The 16630-nt window shown below is 62.8% G+C and carries 12 protein-coding genes; 8 read left to right on the top strand and 4 right to left on the bottom strand.

Annotated elements, in window-relative coordinates:
* Nucleotides 1–280: 280 nt before the first annotated feature.
* Nucleotides 281–646, top strand: coding sequence for a Crp/Fnr family transcriptional regulator (locus RS897_RS15535; protein WP_315837407.1), 366 nt, complete (start codon nt 281–283; stop codon nt 644–646).
* 113 nt (nt 647–759) lie between these two features.
* On the opposite strand, the gene RS897_RS15530 is transcribed toward RS897_RS15535, so the two are convergent.
* From RS897_RS15530 to RS897_RS15520, 3 genes are all read right to left on the bottom strand, one after another.
* Entirely contained in the window at nt 760–1623 is an 864-nt protein-coding gene (locus tag RS897_RS15530; protein WP_315837406.1) for an outer membrane protein, read from the bottom strand.
* Nucleotides 1624–1744: 121 nt separating this feature from the next.
* A complete protein-coding gene (locus RS897_RS15525; protein ID WP_315837405.1) occupies nt 1745–9361 on the bottom strand; it encodes an Ig-like domain-containing protein in 7617 nt (2538 codons plus the stop codon).
* A 425-nt stretch (nt 9362–9786) separates the two neighbouring features.
* Complete coding sequence (locus tag RS897_RS15520; protein WP_315837404.1) at nt 9787–11319, bottom strand: methyltransferase regulatory domain-containing protein; 1533 nt, start codon at nt 11317–11319, stop codon at nt 9787–9789.
* Between the two features lie 456 nt (nt 11320–11775).
* Between RS897_RS15520 and RS897_RS15515 the strand changes: the two genes are divergently transcribed.
* The 3 genes from RS897_RS15515 (at nt 11776) to RS897_RS15505 (ending at nt 13585) form a co-directional block, all read left to right on the top strand.
* Nucleotides 11776–12324, top strand: coding sequence for a phage tail protein (locus RS897_RS15515; RefSeq protein ID WP_315837403.1), 549 nt, complete (start codon nt 11776–11778; stop codon nt 12322–12324).
* Between the two features lie 103 nt (nt 12325–12427).
* Nucleotides 12428–12991 (top strand): phage tail protein, encoded by a 564-nt coding sequence (locus tag RS897_RS15510; protein WP_315837402.1) that lies wholly within the window; start codon nt 12428–12430, stop codon nt 12989–12991.
* A 33-nt stretch (nt 12992–13024) separates the two neighbouring features.
* On the top strand, nt 13025–13585 hold the full coding sequence (locus RS897_RS15505; protein WP_315837401.1) for a phage tail protein: 561 nt from the start codon (nt 13025–13027) through the stop codon (nt 13583–13585).
* 91 nt (nt 13586–13676) lie between these two features.
* Here the strand turns inward: RS897_RS15505 and RS897_RS15500 are convergent, their stop codons facing one another.
* Nucleotides 13677–14015 (bottom strand): DUF6916 family protein, encoded by a 339-nt coding sequence (locus tag RS897_RS15500; protein ID WP_315837400.1) that lies wholly within the window; start codon nt 14013–14015, stop codon nt 13677–13679.
* A gap of 121 nt (nt 14016–14136) precedes the next feature.
* Between RS897_RS15500 and RS897_RS15495 the strand changes: the two genes are divergently transcribed.
* The 4 genes from RS897_RS15495 to RS897_RS15480 are packed head-to-tail and all read left to right on the top strand — an operon-like array spanning nt 14137 to nt 16572.
* Nucleotides 14137–14703, top strand: coding sequence for a GNAT family N-acetyltransferase (locus RS897_RS15495; RefSeq protein ID WP_315837399.1), 567 nt, complete (start codon nt 14137–14139; stop codon nt 14701–14703).
* Complete coding sequence (locus tag RS897_RS15490; protein WP_315837398.1) at nt 14700–15326, top strand: aspartyl/asparaginyl beta-hydroxylase domain-containing protein; 627 nt, start codon at nt 14700–14702, stop codon at nt 15324–15326. The genes RS897_RS15495 and RS897_RS15490 overlap by 4 nt, the downstream gene beginning before the upstream one ends.
* The gene (locus tag RS897_RS15485) at nt 15323–15568 is read left to right on the top strand and encodes a hypothetical protein (RefSeq protein WP_315837397.1); all 246 of its coding nucleotides are present in this window, start codon (nt 15323–15325) and stop codon (nt 15566–15568) included. The genes RS897_RS15490 and RS897_RS15485 overlap by 4 nt, the downstream gene beginning before the upstream one ends.
* The gene (locus RS897_RS15480) at nt 15565–16572 is read left to right on the top strand and encodes a hypothetical protein (RefSeq protein WP_315837396.1); all 1008 of its coding nucleotides are present in this window, start codon (nt 15565–15567) and stop codon (nt 16570–16572) included. The genes RS897_RS15485 and RS897_RS15480 overlap by 4 nt, the downstream gene beginning before the upstream one ends.
* Nucleotides 16573–16630: the final 58 nt, after the last annotated feature.

The raw sequence follows: 16630 nt of genomic DNA, 5'->3' as shown, positions 1-16630 counted from the left end.
CGGCTTCGTCTTGGGGATGTCCGGACCAGTGGCAATGTCCGGTGCTGTGACGTTAGCGCGTGGCGCCGCTGTTGCAATCGAAGCCGCAGGTTAAGCTGAAGCATTAAACTTAACGGCGCGCGCCGCCTCCGCGCCATCCCGTCTCATTGCGCGCACAGGACGACGCAACCGGTTAAGGAAGGCCGCCGAATGGCGACAAAATTCACCCTCCCGCATTGTCGGCGCTTCCGGCTCCCGGCGGCCGTGTTATCGTTCCGTCATAAAAATAAGGGGGAGAACAATGAGCGATATCGACATGCGGATGTTCGCCCGCAACGCGGGCGTCAACGTCACCTTTCCAGCCGGCAGCCTGGTGTTCAGCCGGGGCGACGAAGGCAGCTGCATGTATGTGATCCAGTCCGGCGTGATCGAGATGCTGATCGGCGACAAGGTGGTCGAGGTGTGCGGCCCCAACGAGGCGATCGGCTTCATGTCGATGATCGACGAATCGCCACGCAGCTCGACGGCCCGGGTGCGGGAGCCGGTGGAAGTCTCGGTGCTCGATCAGCGCAAATTCCGCTTCATGATCGACGAGATCCCGAATTTTGCGATGTACATCATGGGCGCGATGGCACGGCGCATCCGCGGCATGAGCAAGGTGATCTGAGCGCGCGTCGAACATCCGTCGCATCAAAACAAATCGGGCGGAACGCTAGCGTCCCGCCCGATAACCGTCTGTCTTGAAGCCGCACTCGGCGTTTGTCGCCGAGTAATTAACCGTCAGTACCTGGCGACGACCGGACCACCCCAGTTGAAGTGGTAGTTGATGCCGGCGCGCACGATGTGTTCACGGAAGTCGGCGGAGGCGCTGAAAACAAACGGTCCCGTCGAAGCCGGAACATCCAAGGATCGCCGGCCGAGATCGACATAGAGATATTCGACCTTGGCGCTCCAGTTCGGCGCCAGCATCGCCTCGACGCCGCCGCCCGCGGTCCAGCCGACACGAACGCCCGACGATGACCCCGATGCGCAGATCGTCGCGCCGACGATGCAGCCCGAAGTGACGTCGGTGGTATTGAAGCTGAGCTTGGCGTCGCCATAGGCAAGACCGCCGGTGGCGTAGATCAGCCATTGCGGATTGGCCAGGAGGCCGATGCGGCCGCGCACCGTGCCGAACCAGTCGATCGATTTGGTCAGGCTCGTCGAGGTGGCGTCGAACTGCACGGGAAAGAGCGTCCGGCTGTCGCTGCCCTTGATTCCCGATCCCTGGATATCGGCTTCGAGGCCGAACAGCCACTGGGGCGATACCTGCCAGTTATAGCCGATCTGGCCGCCGCCGATGACGCCCTTGGCATTGGGCGACAGTGATGCGGGATAGGAGCCTGCCGCGAGAAGGGCATCGACGAACGGTTGGAGCCCCGGATCCGTCGTGCTCAATCCCAGGCCCGACGACTTGGATGCATCCCAGCCATATCCGACGTTGCCGCCGATATAGAACCCCGTCCAGGTCGGAACCGGCGCAGGAGCGATCACCTTGACCGGCGCCTTGTACGCCAGATCAGCGGCGACAGCGCTGCCGGCTGCCATCAGACCAGCCGCGAATGCCCCCGCCAGCACCAGTTTCCTTGCGATATCAGTCATCATCAGGCCGTTCCCCACCTTGGCACCGTTGCAACCTCTGATAATGATTCTTTATACCTCACAACGGTTCTTGCGGCTGTGACGTTTCCGCCACGGTGCCGCAAGAAATCCGCGTCAACACCGATCAGACCAGATGGAAGTTCGCCGCGGTCAGGCTGGCGACCTGCATGTTGGTGATAGTGACGACATGGCTTGCATCCAGCGTCAGAACGGCATCCGCCCCGACCTGGTGCAGATCCGCCATGACACTGGCGATGCTGCCGACTTGCGATTGCTGGAGCTGAATGGTGTCCAGACTGGTCGTGAAGTTGTTGATGGTGTTGTGCCCGAAATCACCAGCAAAGACAAAGGTATCTCGTCCAGAGGTGGCGGAGTTCAGGATATCGCCCGGGCCACCGATCAGGATGTGCTGGGCGTTATAGCTGTTCAATGATGTCAGCGTGGCACCGCCCGCGCTGCCGTCGAGCACGATATTACCATACCCAGTTCCCGTCGATCCTCCCGGCGGAACCGCCACATAGGCGTAGTTGTTGCCGACCACCGCGATGCTCAGCGTGGAACTCGAGCTCTGGCCATGGCCGTTGTTGGCGGTGTAGCTGAAGGTGTCGACCAGATAGCCGTTGGAAGCGCCATTGGCCGTATAGGAATAGCTGCCGTCGGCATGCAGCGTCAGCGACCCGTAGCTGCCGTTGACGGTGTGGTCGACGCCCCCCGCCGAGCCGTTGACCGCGCTGACCACCAGATGGTCGGTGGGGTTGGTGTCGGTGTCGTTGGCCAGCACGCCGTGGGCCGCATCCGTGCTGATCGTGGTGCCGACCTGGAGGTGATTGCTGTCGGTATGCGCGGTAATCACCGAGGTCTGCACCGACAGCCCGTTGAACGAGGTGGCGAGGCTGTCTGAGGCGTTGCTGGCGATATCGGTGATGTTGCCACCGCTCACACTGGTGATGGCGAGTGTGGACACACTGCTGTCGTTGGCACCGACCGTATAGTCGAACACCATCTTGGTCGGATCGCCCAGCAACAAAGTCGCGGCGGGATTGAAGGTCGCGGTCCCGCCGTCATTGAGGGTCAGCACTGGAATGCCGCCGGCGAAGGCCACCGCTTCGGTGAAGCTCAGCGTGATGTGCACGGTCTGGCCGTACATCAGGACGCCGCTTCCTGGATTGGCGGCGGCCGTGCCGTGTGGCCTGAGCGTGTCGCCGGTGTAGTTGACGGCGTTGCTCGCGCCTCCGGCGTTGCCAGCAATGTCCGTGTAGCTGGAGACGTTGACCTGGACCTGGCCGACTTCGGTGTTGGTGGCAACCGGTGTGAACGCCGCGGTGTAGACGTTGGTTGTGCCGACCTGAGTCAGGCCGCTCAGGCTGCCGCCGGTGGCAAGCACGTCACCCAGGGTGAAGTCCTGCACCGCCTCGCTGAAGGTAAAGGTGACGGTCGCCGTCTCGCCGGCATGCAGATTGGTCAGGTTGCTGGACACCGACACCGTGGGTGCGGTGGTGTCGATCGTCAGCGTGCCGGCCGGATTGGTTGCCGCCGCACTGAGGTTGGCGGCGTTGCCGGCGCCATCCCGGATCGAGCCGCCGTTGAGGTTGGCCGCGGTCACCGTGAGATCGCTGGTGTTCTGGCCCGCCAGGACCGTGTAGCTGAAGGTCAGCGCACTCGTGCCGTTTCCACCGGTGTAGGTGGCGACGCCGCCGTCGTTCAAGGTGAGCGTCGGGCTGCCGGTGACGAAGACGACTTCGCTGGCGTTGACCGTGAAGGTCACGACATCGCCGGCGTTGAGACTGCCGGTGCCGGCGGTGATGCCGGCGCCGGAGGTCGCGACCGACGACACCGTGGGCACCAGTGTATCGCCGGTGAAAGTGACGGTGTTGCTCGCCGCGCCGCTGTTGCCGCTCGTATCGGTGTAGCTCGACACCGTCACCTGGGCCGAACCATTCGCCGTGTTGCTGACATTAGGCGTGAAGGTCGCGGTGTAGATGTCGTGCCCGGAACCGTCGATTCCGACATGGACCAGGTTGCCGAGCGCACCACCGGTGACCGTGACGTCGCCGAGCGCGAAATTGGACACGGCCTCGGAGAAGGTGAAGGTCAGGGTCGCGGTCTGTCCGGCCACCAGGGAGGTGTCGTCGGCGGCGATGGACACCGTCGGCGCCTTGGTGTCGCCGCTGAAGAACACGACGTTGCTCACCGAGCCGACGTTGCCGCCGCCATCCGTGTAGCTCGGTGACGCCACCCACACCGAGCCGCTCGTGGCATCGCTCACAAAGGGCGTGAGGATCGCGGTGTAGATGTCGTGGCCGGAGCCGTCGACGCCGACATGCACCAGATTGCTGAGGCCGCCGCCGACGGCCAGGACGTTGCCGAGATTGAAGTTCGACACCGCCTCAGAGAAGGTGAAGGTGATGGTTGCGGTCTGGCCAGCCAGCAGCGCGGTCTGATCCGCCGCGATCGACACCGTCGGTGCCTGGGTGTCGCCGGTGAAGTTGACGACATTGCTTGCGCCTCCGGCATTCCCATCGCCGTCGTTATAGCTCGACGCCGTCACCTGGACCGAGCCGACTTCGGTATTGGTCACATCGGGCGTAAAGGTCACGTTGTAGATGTCGTGGCCGAACCCATCGACGCCAAGATGGATCAGGTTGCTGAGCGCGCCGCCGCTGACCGCGATATCGTCCAGCGCGAAATTGGACACCGCCTCGGAGAAGGTGATGATCACGCCCGTGGTCTGGCCGGCGGCCAGCGTGTCGTTGACAGCCACGATCGACACCGTCGGCCCCTGGGTGTCGCCGGTGAAGGTGATGGTGTTGCTCGCCGCGCCGGCATTGCCGGCGACGTCGGTATAGCTCGACACCGTGACCTGGGCCGAGCCGTTCGCCGTATCGCTCACCTCAGGCGTGAAGGTCGCGGTGTAGATGTCGTGCCCGGATCCGTCGATGCCGACATGGATCAGGCTGCTGAGCGCACCGCCGGTGACGGTGGTGTCGCCGAGATCGAAGTTGGACACCGCCTCCGAGAAGGTGAACGTCACGGTCGCGGTTTGTCCGACGACCAGCGTGGTGTCGTCGGCCGAGATCGTGACCGTCGGCGCCAGCGTATCGCCGCTGAAATTGACGGTGTTGCTGGCCGAACCGGTGTTGCCGACGCCGTCGGTGTAGCTCGCTGCTGTTACCTGGGCTGACCCCACCTCGGTGTTGGTCACACTGGGGGTAAACGTTGCCGTATAGATGTCATGCCCGGACCCGTCGACGCCGACATGGTTCAGGTTGCTGAGCGCGCCGCCGCTGACGGTGACATCACCGATCACGAAGTTGGACACAGCTTCCGAGAAGGTAAAGGTGAGCGTTGCCGTCTGTCCGGCAAGCAGCGTGGTCTGGTCGGCCGCGATCGACACGGTCGGCGCCTGCGTGTCGCCGGTGAAGTTGACGGTACCTCCGCCTCCGGCATTCCCGGCACCATCGGTATAGCTCGCGGCTGTGACCTGGACTGAGCCCACTTCGGTGTTGGTCACGTCGGGCGTGAACGTCGCGGTGTAGATATCATGCCCGGCCCCGTCGATTCCGACATGAATCAGGTTGCTGAGCGCGCCGCCGGTGGCCGTGGTGTTGGTGAGGTCGAAGCTGGACACCGCCTCCGAGAAGGTGAAGGTCACCGTCGCCGTCTGGCCGGCGACGAGTGAGGTGTCATCAGCCGAGACCGAGACCGTCGGGGCCAGCGTATCGCCGGTGAAATTGACGGTGTTGCTCGCCGAACCGGTGTTGCCGACGCCGTCGGTATAGCTTCCGCCCGCCACCTGGGCGGACCCTACCTCGGTGTTGGTCGCGCTGGGAGTGAACGTCGCGGTGTAAATGTCATGCCCGGATCCGTCGACCCCGACGTGAACCAGGTTGCTGAGCGCGCCGCCGCTGACCGTGACATCGCCAATCGCGAAGTTGGACACGGCTTCCGAGAAGGTGAAGGTGAGCGTTGCCGTCTGGCCGGCAAGCAGCGTGGTGTCGTCGGCCGCGATTGAGACGGTCGGCGCCTGCGTGTCGCCGGTGAAGTTGACGGCGTTGCTGCCGCCGCCGGCATTGCCGGCACCGTCGTTGTAGCTCGAGGCCGTGACCTGGATCGAACCTGCTTCGGTGTCAGTCACGCCGGGCGTGAAGATCGCGGTGTAGATGTCATGGCCGGACCCGTCGATGCCGACATGAATCAAGTTGCTGAGCGCACCGCCGGTGGCCGTGACATCGCCCAGCGCGAAATTGGACACCGCCTCCGAGAAGGTGAAGGTCACTGTCGAGGTCTGGCCGGCGACAAGCGAGGTATCGTCGGCCGCGATGCTGACCGTCGGGGTGATCGTGTCGATCTGCAGCGTGCCGGTCACCGCCGGCACGATGGTGAAGTCGGCATTCTGGGCCGCGCCATCCTGGATGGTCGCGCCATGGGTATCGAGCGCGGCCACCGCAAGATCCGCGGTGTTGTGGCCTGGCTGGACAGTATAGGTAAAGATCAGATCGCTGCCGCTGGTTGACTGGTAAGTGGCAGTGCCTCCGTCGTTCAGGGTCAGCGTCGGTACGCCGCCAACAACTGTCACCGCGCTGCTCATGTGGAGCGTCAGGGTCACGACATGGCCGGCATTGATGTCGCCATTGCCGCCGCCGTCGATGTCGGTGCCCGACGCCGTGATCGATGTAATGATCGGAGCGGTCTCGATCGAGATGTCCAGCGTCGACGACGTGGTGCCGCCATGGCCGTCCGAGACCGTGAAGGTGATGTGGTCGACCAGATTGGGGCCTGCGCCAGCAATTGCCGACTGCTGCCCAGCTGTCACGCCCGCAATGTAAGTGTAGGTGCCGTCGGCGTTGATTTGGTAGTTGGCGTAGGTGCCCTGGATCAGGTTGCCGACGGTGCCACCAGTCACTGCCGAAACGGTCAGTGTATCGCCATCCTTGTCAGTGTCGTTGGTCAGGACATTGCTGCTGACCTGAGCGCCGCCGGACAGCGCGGTGTTAGTATCGGCGACAACCGTCGGCGCACGGTCGAGGGTAATGGTCACCGTCGATGTCGCCGTGCCGCCCTGGCCGTCGTTGACCGTATAAGTGAACGTATCGGTGAGATGGCTGCCGGTCGCCGCTCCGCTGATCGCCCCCGCGTTGTCCGCGGCGTAGGTGTAACTGCCGTTGCTGCCGAGCGTGAGATGACCGTAGGTGCCGGCAACCGAATTGCCGACGTTGGCGCCGCTGCCGTTGACCGCCGTGACGGTAAAGCTGTCGCCGTCCTTATCGGAATCGTTGGTGAGCACGCTCGTGGTCGCTGTCGTGCCACCCGCCACCACCGTGTTGGTGTCGGCCACAACGGTCGGCGCGCGATCGATGGTGATGGTGAGCGTCGTCGTCGACGTGCCGCCATTGCCGTCGGACACGGTGTAGGTGAAGGAATCGGTCGGGTGGCTGCCGTTCGTCGCACCATTGATCGCCGATGTGTTATCGGCGGTGTAGGTATAGCTGCCGTTGCTGCCGAGGGTGAGATGGCCGTACGTGCCGGCAACCGAATTGCCGACATTGGCACCACTCCCGTTGACGGCGCTCACGGTACGCGCGTCACCATCAAGATCGGTGTCGTTGGTGAGCACGTTGCCGGACCCGTTGGATCCGCCGGATACCGCCGCACCGGTGTCAGCCCCCGCCACCGGCGCGCGGTCGATGGTGATCGTCGTTGTCGTGTTGTTGGTGCCGGCCGCGCCGGTCGGATTGCCGTTTGCGCCGTCGTTCACCTGCCAGACGACGGAGCGGGTCGGATGGCCGACGGTGGTGGTGTCCGTGCCGGTGTCCTTGAAGGTGACGTGGGCGAGGGCCGTCTCGAATTCGTCGTAGGTGTGCAGAACGCCCGACGGATTGGCGATGGTCAGCGTATAGGTGGCGGCGTTGTAGCTGACCAGGAAGGTGAGGCCCCCGATCACAACACTGGTTGGTGTCGTGGTGAGAGTGAAATTCGCGTCGATGCCGATCAAGTCACCGGCCTGGCCATTGGAGATCTTGACCGTTGCACTGGCGAGATTGCCGCCGCCGTCGGAATCGGTCACGTTGGTCGGCGCCACACCAAGCAAGGTGATGCCGTTGCCGCCCTGCAGGGCCTGGGTCGAGGAGCCGCTCAGCGCACCGATGCTCGCCAGAGCATTAAATGCGATACCCGTCGTGAACGCGCTGGGCACTGCGTCATCGGCATTCCCCAAGACCGCACCACCGGTAAAGCTCGTGCCGGGGCCGTCGAGCTGCAACTGATAGATGGACGGGGGCGGTGTGCTGCCGTTGCCGTCGTCGCTGACGATCAACTGATTCGACACCGGATCGTAGGCGAGCCCGCTGTTCGCAATGGACGGCAGGGTAATCCCCGCCGGCAGCGTCATCTGGTGAACGGCGCCACCGCTGGTGGACATCCAATAGATGGTGCTGAAGGTGTCATCGCCGCTGTAGTCGGTCGTGGCGAAATAGACGACATTGTCGGCGGCGTTGACGGCCACCGCAACAATGGAATGATTGATATCACTCGTAAAGCTGGTCGACAGCAAGGTCGGCGCAGTGGTCGGCGTGGCGGTGGCCAGATCGACCACGTAGACGCCGTTGGTGTTGGCATATCCGTTGCCGTAAAAGGCACCGGTATTGGTCATATCGTTGGCGGCGAAATAGAGTTTCTGGTTGGCGACGTCGAGCGAAAAGTCTATCGGATTGGTGAAATTGGCGCCTGCCTTGACGACATAGAGCGACGGATCGATCACGCCGCCCGAGATAATCGCATTCCCGTTGTTGACGACGCCCGTGAGCTGATTGTACGGAACCCTGATAATGCCGCTGTCGGCGACGGTCCCCCAGATGCCGATATAGATGTAGTCGTTCTTGGGATCGACAGCCAGCGCGTTGATCTCGTAGTCGCTGGTGTTGCCGTTGGGATTGAGCAGGATAGGCGTACCGATCGTCGCGCCCGTGGCGGTGCGGCCAACGACAAGCGAGGTGTAGTCGTTGTCCGCGTCCTTATTGATGGCGAAATATAATCCGGGCGCGGTATCGAGGCCGATGTCTCCAAACCAGCTGTAGTGTGTAGGAACGCCAGGCGAGGATCCCGCAACGGTCTGGCCGCTGCCATCCGTATTGATGTAGCCGAACGGGTTGCTGCTGCCGACGGTGTCGCCATTGACGCCGTACCAGAGCTGGCCGCTGAGCGGAGCGAGCGTGCCTTCGAAACTTTCAAGCGTTGCCGCAGTGAATGGCGTCGAAGCTTCGATCGATCCGGTCGCTGCATCGAGCGTCCAGGAACCACCATGGGCGGCATCGCCGACGACATGGGTCGCGGCGGCAACGTCGGCGCTGGTATAGGTCGCCAAATCGGCGATGAATTGCTGGCCAGCGGCGCCGGCCGCCGTGTTGCAGGCGTAAAGCGCGATATCGCCATCCGCCGTCAGCGCGGCGCCGATGGTCGCGAGCGCGGCGGAGTGCTCAGCCAGATTCGACTCGTTGAGCACCGTGGAGCCGAGATCGATGGCGCCGGCCGTGCCGTGGCCGACGATGGAGATGGCGCTAAGGCCGGTGAGATTGTTGGCCACCAGGATGTTGGCGATCTGCTGGATGCCGTCGCTCGATGCATCGAGCACGAACACCAGTTCGCCCGGCGTGACGCCGGCGATCAGGGCCTGGATGTCAGGAGCGCGGGAATCGATGAAAACGACTTGCTTCGGAACGGCACTCCGAACATCAGAATTCGACATCACATAAAACTCCCGGCTATGAAAAGCAGACGATCAGCCCATCGCGCATCTCGACCTGATTGTTCGAGTTCGGCTCTTCAGAGCCATGCTTTGCAAAGCTTTGCCTGCGACGTTCGTTACGTTTTGGTCCGGCTAATGCCCCAGCCGTAACAGTTGAAATTCAGTCGTGTTGTGCAAAAAATCACCTTGAGGCTACCTACCCGCTTCCGCACACCACGCTGCAATCGGTGCGAAACGCTGGATCAGGCCCGTTAACTATTTGTAAACCGTAGCATTATCGCCTTGCGCCCTCAAGCGAAGGTTGTGACATGGTAAATCCTCACCCCCGGCGACAACGTGTCGTCCGCTCACGCGCCCGGGTACGGCGAAACCGTCGTCGCCGTGTCATTTTCTCATCGTGAATGGGCCTCGGGCTGATCGCCCTGTCACAGAATACCGAGACGCCGCCAGAGCGGAAGATCGTCGGCAATCACCGGTTCCATGCGCGCGGCCAGGAACGCTACGGCATCATCGTCTCGCTCGATGGGCCGGCCGTTGTCGAGCGGACGCCGGCCCAGCGCCGTGATGAGCGACAAGCCATGCTGCGCTGCTGTAACTGCGGTATCGCTCTTACCATCGAACACCGCCGCAAGTGTCAGCAAGGCAAAATCGTCGATGCGAACGCCGGTCCGCGCCACCGGAGAGGCAAGATAACCGTAGATACGTCCCTGCCGGGCGCGGTCGACGATCAAGCGGTTGAAACGCTGGGCGGGTGCGGTGTCCGCCGCGGGAGGCGCTGTGACGACCAGTACCTGTCCGGAATGGATCAGCAGCGCAAGGCATTCGATCAGCCGCTCCGTGGCATCGGCGCCGAAAACGGGCAGCGCCAGCAGTTCCTCGAAGGTTGCGATGCGATCCGCGAGCCGATCCGCGATCGGGGCATAAAAATCGTCTTTGCCGAGAAGCTCGCTCAGCGGCCCGAGAAACTTGAACACCAGCCGCCGACGCGGCACGGTGAGTGCAAAACGCAGCCCAGCGAGATGCCGGCGACGCGCCGCCGCGTCGAGAGCCGGATCGCCGCGCAGAAAAATATCGCGACGGAAGTGCTTGCCGACGGCGAAATCGCCAATGGTCTGGCGCAGGATCTCGTCGTGGGTGCGCGCGATCGGCTCCTGCAGATCGGCCGGCATGGCGAACGCGTTGAAATTCTCCGTTAAGGTCGCGGACGCGACATAAGCAAGGTCGACCGCGCCCAGGCGCGTGGCCACATCGGCGAACTGCAGCGGCTGTGCATGGTCGTCGAGATATTCATGCGCCAAGTAGGCACGATCCAAACCCAGCATGGTTTCGAGATGAGCGGCGGCGACCGGGTTTCTGGCGAAGAACGGCGCGTTGGCCTGCTTCAGGCTGCCCAGACAGTTCAGCGCCTGCGCGATCTGCTGCTCCGACCCGCCGGCCGTTTGTCGCTTGATGGCGAGGATCAACTCCCGGATCGGCGTCAGCTGTGCCCAGCCCGGCAAGCAATTGTAGGATACGTAGAGGGCCGCACCGGACTGCATCCGATGCTTCAGGATCGCGAGCACCGCTTCGCGCGTCTCCGCCGCGACCCAGCTCAGCACGCCATGAAGCAGCACGACATCGGCATCGCAGGCACCGGGAGCCACGGCCGCGGCTTCAAAACTCGCTTCCGTCACCGCGAGGTTGGCAAGGCCAGCTGATGCAATGAGGTCCCGTGCATGGGCCACGTGGGCCGGATTGAAGTCGCAGCCCTCGAAGACAACGTCCGGATTGGCGGCGGCGAGCAGCGCCAGGCCAAACCCCTGGCCGAAGCCGAGCTCGAGCACGCGGCCGGGACGTGCCGCGCCGCCAGGCGCCCGTCCGGCAGCGAGAGCGGCAAAGGCGAGATGACCGGGAGCGGTCTCCGGGTAAAAGCCTGCCGTATAGCCGATGTCGGTGACGTAGCCTCCGGACTTGGTCACGCGTGTTGCACCCCTCGATCGATTCGCATTTGCTGCTGCCGGTCGTCCGATGTGTCGATCTGCGTCTCGACCCGTGTCTCGACTTGGGGCAGGCAACGCACCACCCTGCCCGTTCCCCAAGAATTCGTCATATCGTATTCACCGTCTGGTTGATAAAAATGAAAAGCAAGCGGGCGCGCCAAAATTCCGTTGTGCTCGCGTCGCGACGATCGTAAGCTCTCGTGTGCTGAATGCGAAGTTCGTGCGAGTGTGCGGCAAGCGCTTTCAGGACACTAGTGTGACTTTTATCACTGCCAAAAAATCTACATCCTGATTTCTTATTATCGTTTTCGGCACTCGTTCGTTTCGTGCGGCGACAGGCATCGACTTTCAAAGTCGTATCGACATTTAAAGTCATACGCCCTGTTCAGTTGTGTGAAATGAAAGTGAAGTGCGTCCGCAAGGGGGGCTCGCGGCATGTCGCAACCATATCTCGGACAGATCATGCTCTTCGGGGGCACGTTCGCACCTCGCAACTACATGACGTGTTCCGGTCAGCTGCTGGCGATTTCGAACTACGACGCGCTTTATAACCTGATCGGCACAACCTATGGCGGTGACGGGGTCACCACCTTCGCGCTTCCGGATATGCGCAGCCGCATCCCCATCCACATGGGAACAGGTCCAGGCCTGTCGACCTATGTGATCGGTCAGCGCGCGGGCGTCGAGAACGTGACGCTGACGACCAACACGATCCCCCAGCACGATCATATCGTCAGCGTCGTGACCGGAGTGAGCGGCAACACCCCCACGCCCAACAGCACCACGTACCTCGCCGACGAGTTCATGGACCCGGCACAGCAATCGACCGCCTATATTCCCTACGCATCCGCGAACCAGCAGGTGCCGCTGGCCGCCCAGACCATCTCGCTGACGGGCCAGACCCAGCCGCACAACAACCTCCAGCCGTATCAGGCAGCGCTGTACTGCATCGCTGTCTACGGGATTTATCCAAGCCAGGGCTGAGACTCGACCGAGCCAAGATTCAGCCAAGGCCAGAACTCGGCCAGGGCTTTATTGACAAGGCTTTTATTAATCAGGCCCAGAGTTCGCGCGCAGGACAACAGACATGACAGAGCCATACATCGGACAGATCGAACTTTACGGATTCAATTTCGCACCGCGCGGCTGGGCGCTGTGCGCCGGCCAGATCATCCCGATCCAGCAGAACACCGCACTGTTCTCGATCCTCGGCACAAACTATGGCGGCAACGGCACCTCGAACTTCGGGCTGCCGAACCTGCAGGGCCGCGGCGCCATCGGTGTCGGCCAGGGACCAGGACTGAGCGACTATGATTCAGGACAGACCGGCGGCACGACGGCAGTGTCGCTGACGGTCAATGAGCTTCCCGCGCACAGCCACGCCTTCAACACCACCTCGGTCCAGGGATCGACGACGACCGCGGCGGGAAATCAGCTGGGCTTGAGCCAGTACACCGTCGGCGGCAAGGGTGGCGGAGGAACGACTTACAACGCCCAGATCTACAGCCCGAACGCGACCGCGGCGACGACCGGCCTCGCACCTCAGTCGATCAGCTTCAACGGCGGCGGCCAGCCGCACAACAACATGCAGCCCTACCTGGCGCTCAATTATTGCATCGCCATGCAGGGCGTGTTCCCGCCGCGCAATTAAAGACAATTCAAGTTAAAGACGGAGCCGATTCGGATGAGCCAACCTTACGTCGGACAGATCGAGATGTTCTCCTTCAACTTCGCCCCCAGAGGCTGGTTGCAATGCAACGGGCAGATTCTGGCGATCGCGCAGAATCAGGCGCTGTTCTCCCTGCTCGGCACCATGTATGGCGGCAACGGCACCACCACATTCGCGTTGCCGAACCTGCAGAGCCGGATGCCGATCGGATACGGACAGGCCCAGGGCGGGCCGTATTACAACCAGGGCGATTTTGCCGGCGAGGAGAATCATACCCTCATCATTACCGAGCTCACGCGGCACAACCACCTCCTGATGGCGGACAGCACGACCGGGGCGGCCAGCAATGGTCCCACCCCCAGCAGCACCGCCGTGCTTGGCAACTCGCAGGGCACATCGATCAACCCGCCGGGAAACTACAAAGTCCAGATGTACAGCAACCAGTCGCCTAACAATACGCTGGCGCCACAGGTTATCGGCCTCAACGGCGGCACCCAGCCGCACACAAACATTCAGCCCTATCTGGTGATCAATTTCTGCATTGCACTGAACGGCATCTTCCCGTCACGAAACTGAGCGGCGCGTTGCGGCTCAGCCAAAGTGAGGCCCCCATTCAGCGACGGTTCATTGAGCAACTTCGATTGGAGCGACGCGACCAACGTTGTGCTCAATTAAAGACGGCCTGGTAGTCCTGGCAATCGGGCTGCGGCGTCATGATCGGCGCGACATAGATGGTGACAGTCGGCCCGCCCTCGATCTCGCAGTCATAGAGGCCTTCAGGCAGCACATCGCGCTCCTTCGGGCCGCGAAAGATCAGCGTGAAGGGGTAACGCTTGACCCAGTCCGGCTTTTCCCAGTTGGGGCCCTGAGGGCGATGGATGCTGTGGAGCGGAAAGGCGTAACGCGTCCCCTTGAAGCGAACAATCTTGCCGACAAACGGTTCGAAATGCTCGACAAGAAGAAATTCGGGAAGCGCATCGTCGGGAGTGGCGTTGGTCTCGGTCATGCTCACAGGCTCTCGTTTGGACTCTCTTTCAACGTCGCTGCAATCTGAAGGATCGCCGTGAAAAATTCCAGCATGCTTTTATCCCGGCGAACGACAATGGTATCGCGAACGGTGTCATCTCATGGCCAGTGAAGCCGCCGGGAGCAGGTCTCAGGATGCAGCGCCCTCCAACATCGCGCGCGAGATCGAGGCGTCCGGCGCAAACGTGCGCCTGCGGACCGCCACAGACGCGGATGCGGCATTCCTGTTCGAGCTGTTCCGCGCCACCCGCGGCGGCGTGTTGCGGCTCGGCGGGTTGCCGGAAACGATGATCGACAATCTCCTGACCATGCAATACCGGGCGCGCAGCCAGGGTTATCGCGACCGGTTCCCCGGGGCGCGCCGACTGGTGGTCGAAACAGCCGACGGCCCGATCGGCGAACTGATCGAACATGATGAAGCCGACGCGGTCTATATCGTCGACATCGCGCTTTTGCCCGACCAGCAGCAACGCGGCCTCGGCACCGCGCTGGTGCAATCGGTGATGGCGCATGCCACGGCGCGGGGCGGTGTGCGGGCGATCGTCATGGCCAACAACGCGGCGTCCCTAAAGATGTTTGGCCGGCTCGGCTTTCGCGACACCGGCAATGGCGACGAAGCCCATATCGAGCTGCGCTGGCGCCCGCTGGACGAGGCGAAACAGCCATGACGGGGGCAAACGGCAGGGCGTCACCGCGGCTGCCCGACCAGGTGCGCCTGCCGTTCGACTTTGATGCAGACGCCTTGCGGCGCGACCTGGAGAGCCTGTCGAAGGGCGAATGGATCGACCACTTCGTGCCCCAGAACTACGAGGGCGAATGGAGCGTCATTCCGTTGCGGGCCCAGGCCGGCGCCACCCATCCGGTGATGATGATCTTTTCCAATCCGTCCGCCACGGAATTCGTCGACACTCCGATCCTCGATCGCTGCCCCTGTTTCCGCGAGGTGCTGGCGACATTCCCATGTCCGCTGCTGGCGGTTCGCCTGATGCAGCTGACGCCAGGATCGGTCATCAAGGAACATTCCGACTATGACCTCAGCTTCGAGGACGGCGTGGTGCGGCTGCATATCCCGGTGATCACAAATTCGGATGTGGACTTCCGCCTGAACGGCCGGCGGCTGGCGATGACAGCGGGCAGCTGCTGGTATCTGCGGCTCTCCGATCCGCACAGCGTGGCCAACCGGGGCACCAGCAGCCGCGTGCACCTCGTGATCGACGCCACCGTCAACGACTGGATCGCGGGCATGCTCCGACAGGCAGCCTGTACTGCAGAGCAGGAGGCAGCCCTGTGACAGACCCATCGTCGCACGAGGAGCAAGACAGCGGAGACGATCAGCTGGACCAGTTCTGCGGCTTCGTACTCGACACTGTCGAACTGCATGACGATCTGCGCGCAATGGCCGACATCGACCAATTCATCGCCCTGGTGATCCGGATGGGACAGGAGCGCGGCTTCTGCTTTGCCGCCGATGACGTCTGGACCGCGATGCGCACGACATCACGCGTGTTCAACGCACGCTCCACGATCTCATGAGCGGCAGGCGGTTGCCGCCGACCGGCTGGCTCCCGGTCGCGGCCTCCTGGCGCGACGATACGTTGCGGGTGGACTGGTCGTTTTTCGGCGAACAGCCGCTGCGGGAACCGTTCTTCGACGATTCCGTCCAGCACGCCCTGCGCAAACCGTTCAACCGGCTGTTCCGCTATCAAACGCCGATCGAACGGCTGCCGGAGTGGCTGCAGGCCAACCGGCATCTGCAGCCCGACGGCTTCATCTTCCACATGTCGCGCTGCGGCTCGACACTGGTGTCGCAGATGCTGGGCGCCCTGCCCGGCGCCATCGCCATCTCCGAAGCCGGCCCGGTCGACACGGTGGTGAATGCCCGGCGGATCAATCCGGATCTGAGCGAAGACGACCAGGTCCGCTGGCTGCAGTGGATGATCTCTGCGTTCGGCCAGGCGCGGCGCGGCGACGAGCGGCTGTTCGTGGTCAAGCTCGATTGCTGGCATACCCGCGACCTGGCGCTGTTCCGCCGCGCTTTCCCGACGGTGCCCTGGATCTTCCTGTACCGTGATCCGGTCGAGGTGCTCGTGTCGCATCGGCGGCAGCCCGGCATGCAGATGCTGCCCCAACTTGTCGGCGCCGACCGGTTCGGCCTCAATCCCGACCTCTCATGGCAGGCGCCGGCGGAGTATCAGGCGCGCGTTCTGGCCGGCATCTGCGAGCCCATGGTGCGGCATGACACACCCGACGGTGGACTCCTGATCAACCACCGGCAACTGCCACAGGCGGTGTCGACGCTGATCATGCCGCACTTCGGGATTGCCACGGATGCACACGAGCAGACCGTGCTGACTGAGGCCGGTTCCCGCAATGCGAAGATGCCCGGCGACGCCTTCGTCAATGACAGCGCAGGCAAGCAGCACGACGCTACCGCGACCGTCCGCGACCTCGCCGACCGCTGGCTCACCGAACTCTACCGCCAGTTGGAGGCCAAGCGCCTGGGGCAGCCGACCGCGCACGCCGTAAGTTTAGGTTAATACGACGAAATTGGACGCTGGCCGCCCAAATCGATAGAAGTGGGTATCGGCTTCGCAG

This window comes from Bradyrhizobium prioriisuperbiae (assembly GCF_032397745.1).
GTDB classification, from domain to species: Bacteria; Pseudomonadota; Alphaproteobacteria; order Rhizobiales; family Xanthobacteraceae; genus Bradyrhizobium_A; species Bradyrhizobium_A prioriisuperbiae.
This window is presented reverse-complemented; position numbering and strand designations above follow the sequence as displayed.

What these genes read in the sequence shown, in the direction of transcription:
- RS897_RS15515 (WP_315837403.1), top strand. Translation starts at nt 11,776, where the DNA reads ATGTCGCAACCATATCTCGGACAGATCATGCTCTTCGGGGGCACGTTC.
- RS897_RS15495 (WP_315837399.1), top strand. Translation starts at nt 14,137, where the DNA reads ATGGCCAGTGAAGCCGCCGGGAGCAGGTCTCAGGATGCAGCGCCCTCC.
- RS897_RS15525 (WP_315837405.1), bottom strand. Translation starts at nt 9,361, where the DNA reads ATGTCGAATTCTGATGTTCGGAGTGCCGTTCCGAAGCAAGTCGTTTTC.
- RS897_RS15530 (WP_315837406.1), bottom strand. Translation starts at nt 1,623, where the DNA reads ATGATGACTGATATCGCAAGGAAACTGGTGCTGGCGGGGGCATTCGCG.
- RS897_RS15535 (WP_315837407.1), top strand. Translation starts at nt 281, where the DNA reads ATGAGCGATATCGACATGCGGATGTTCGCCCGCAACGCGGGCGTCAAC.
- RS897_RS15500 (WP_315837400.1), bottom strand. Translation starts at nt 14,015, where the DNA reads ATGACCGAGACCAACGCCACTCCCGACGATGCGCTTCCCGAATTTCTT.
- RS897_RS15480 (WP_315837396.1), top strand. Translation starts at nt 15,565, where the DNA reads ATGAGCGGCAGGCGGTTGCCGCCGACCGGCTGGCTCCCGGTCGCGGCC.
- RS897_RS15490 (WP_315837398.1), top strand. Translation starts at nt 14,700, where the DNA reads ATGACGGGGGCAAACGGCAGGGCGTCACCGCGGCTGCCCGACCAGGTG.
- RS897_RS15510 (WP_315837402.1), top strand. Translation starts at nt 12,428, where the DNA reads ATGACAGAGCCATACATCGGACAGATCGAACTTTACGGATTCAATTTC.
- RS897_RS15505 (WP_315837401.1), top strand. Translation starts at nt 13,025, where the DNA reads ATGAGCCAACCTTACGTCGGACAGATCGAGATGTTCTCCTTCAACTTC.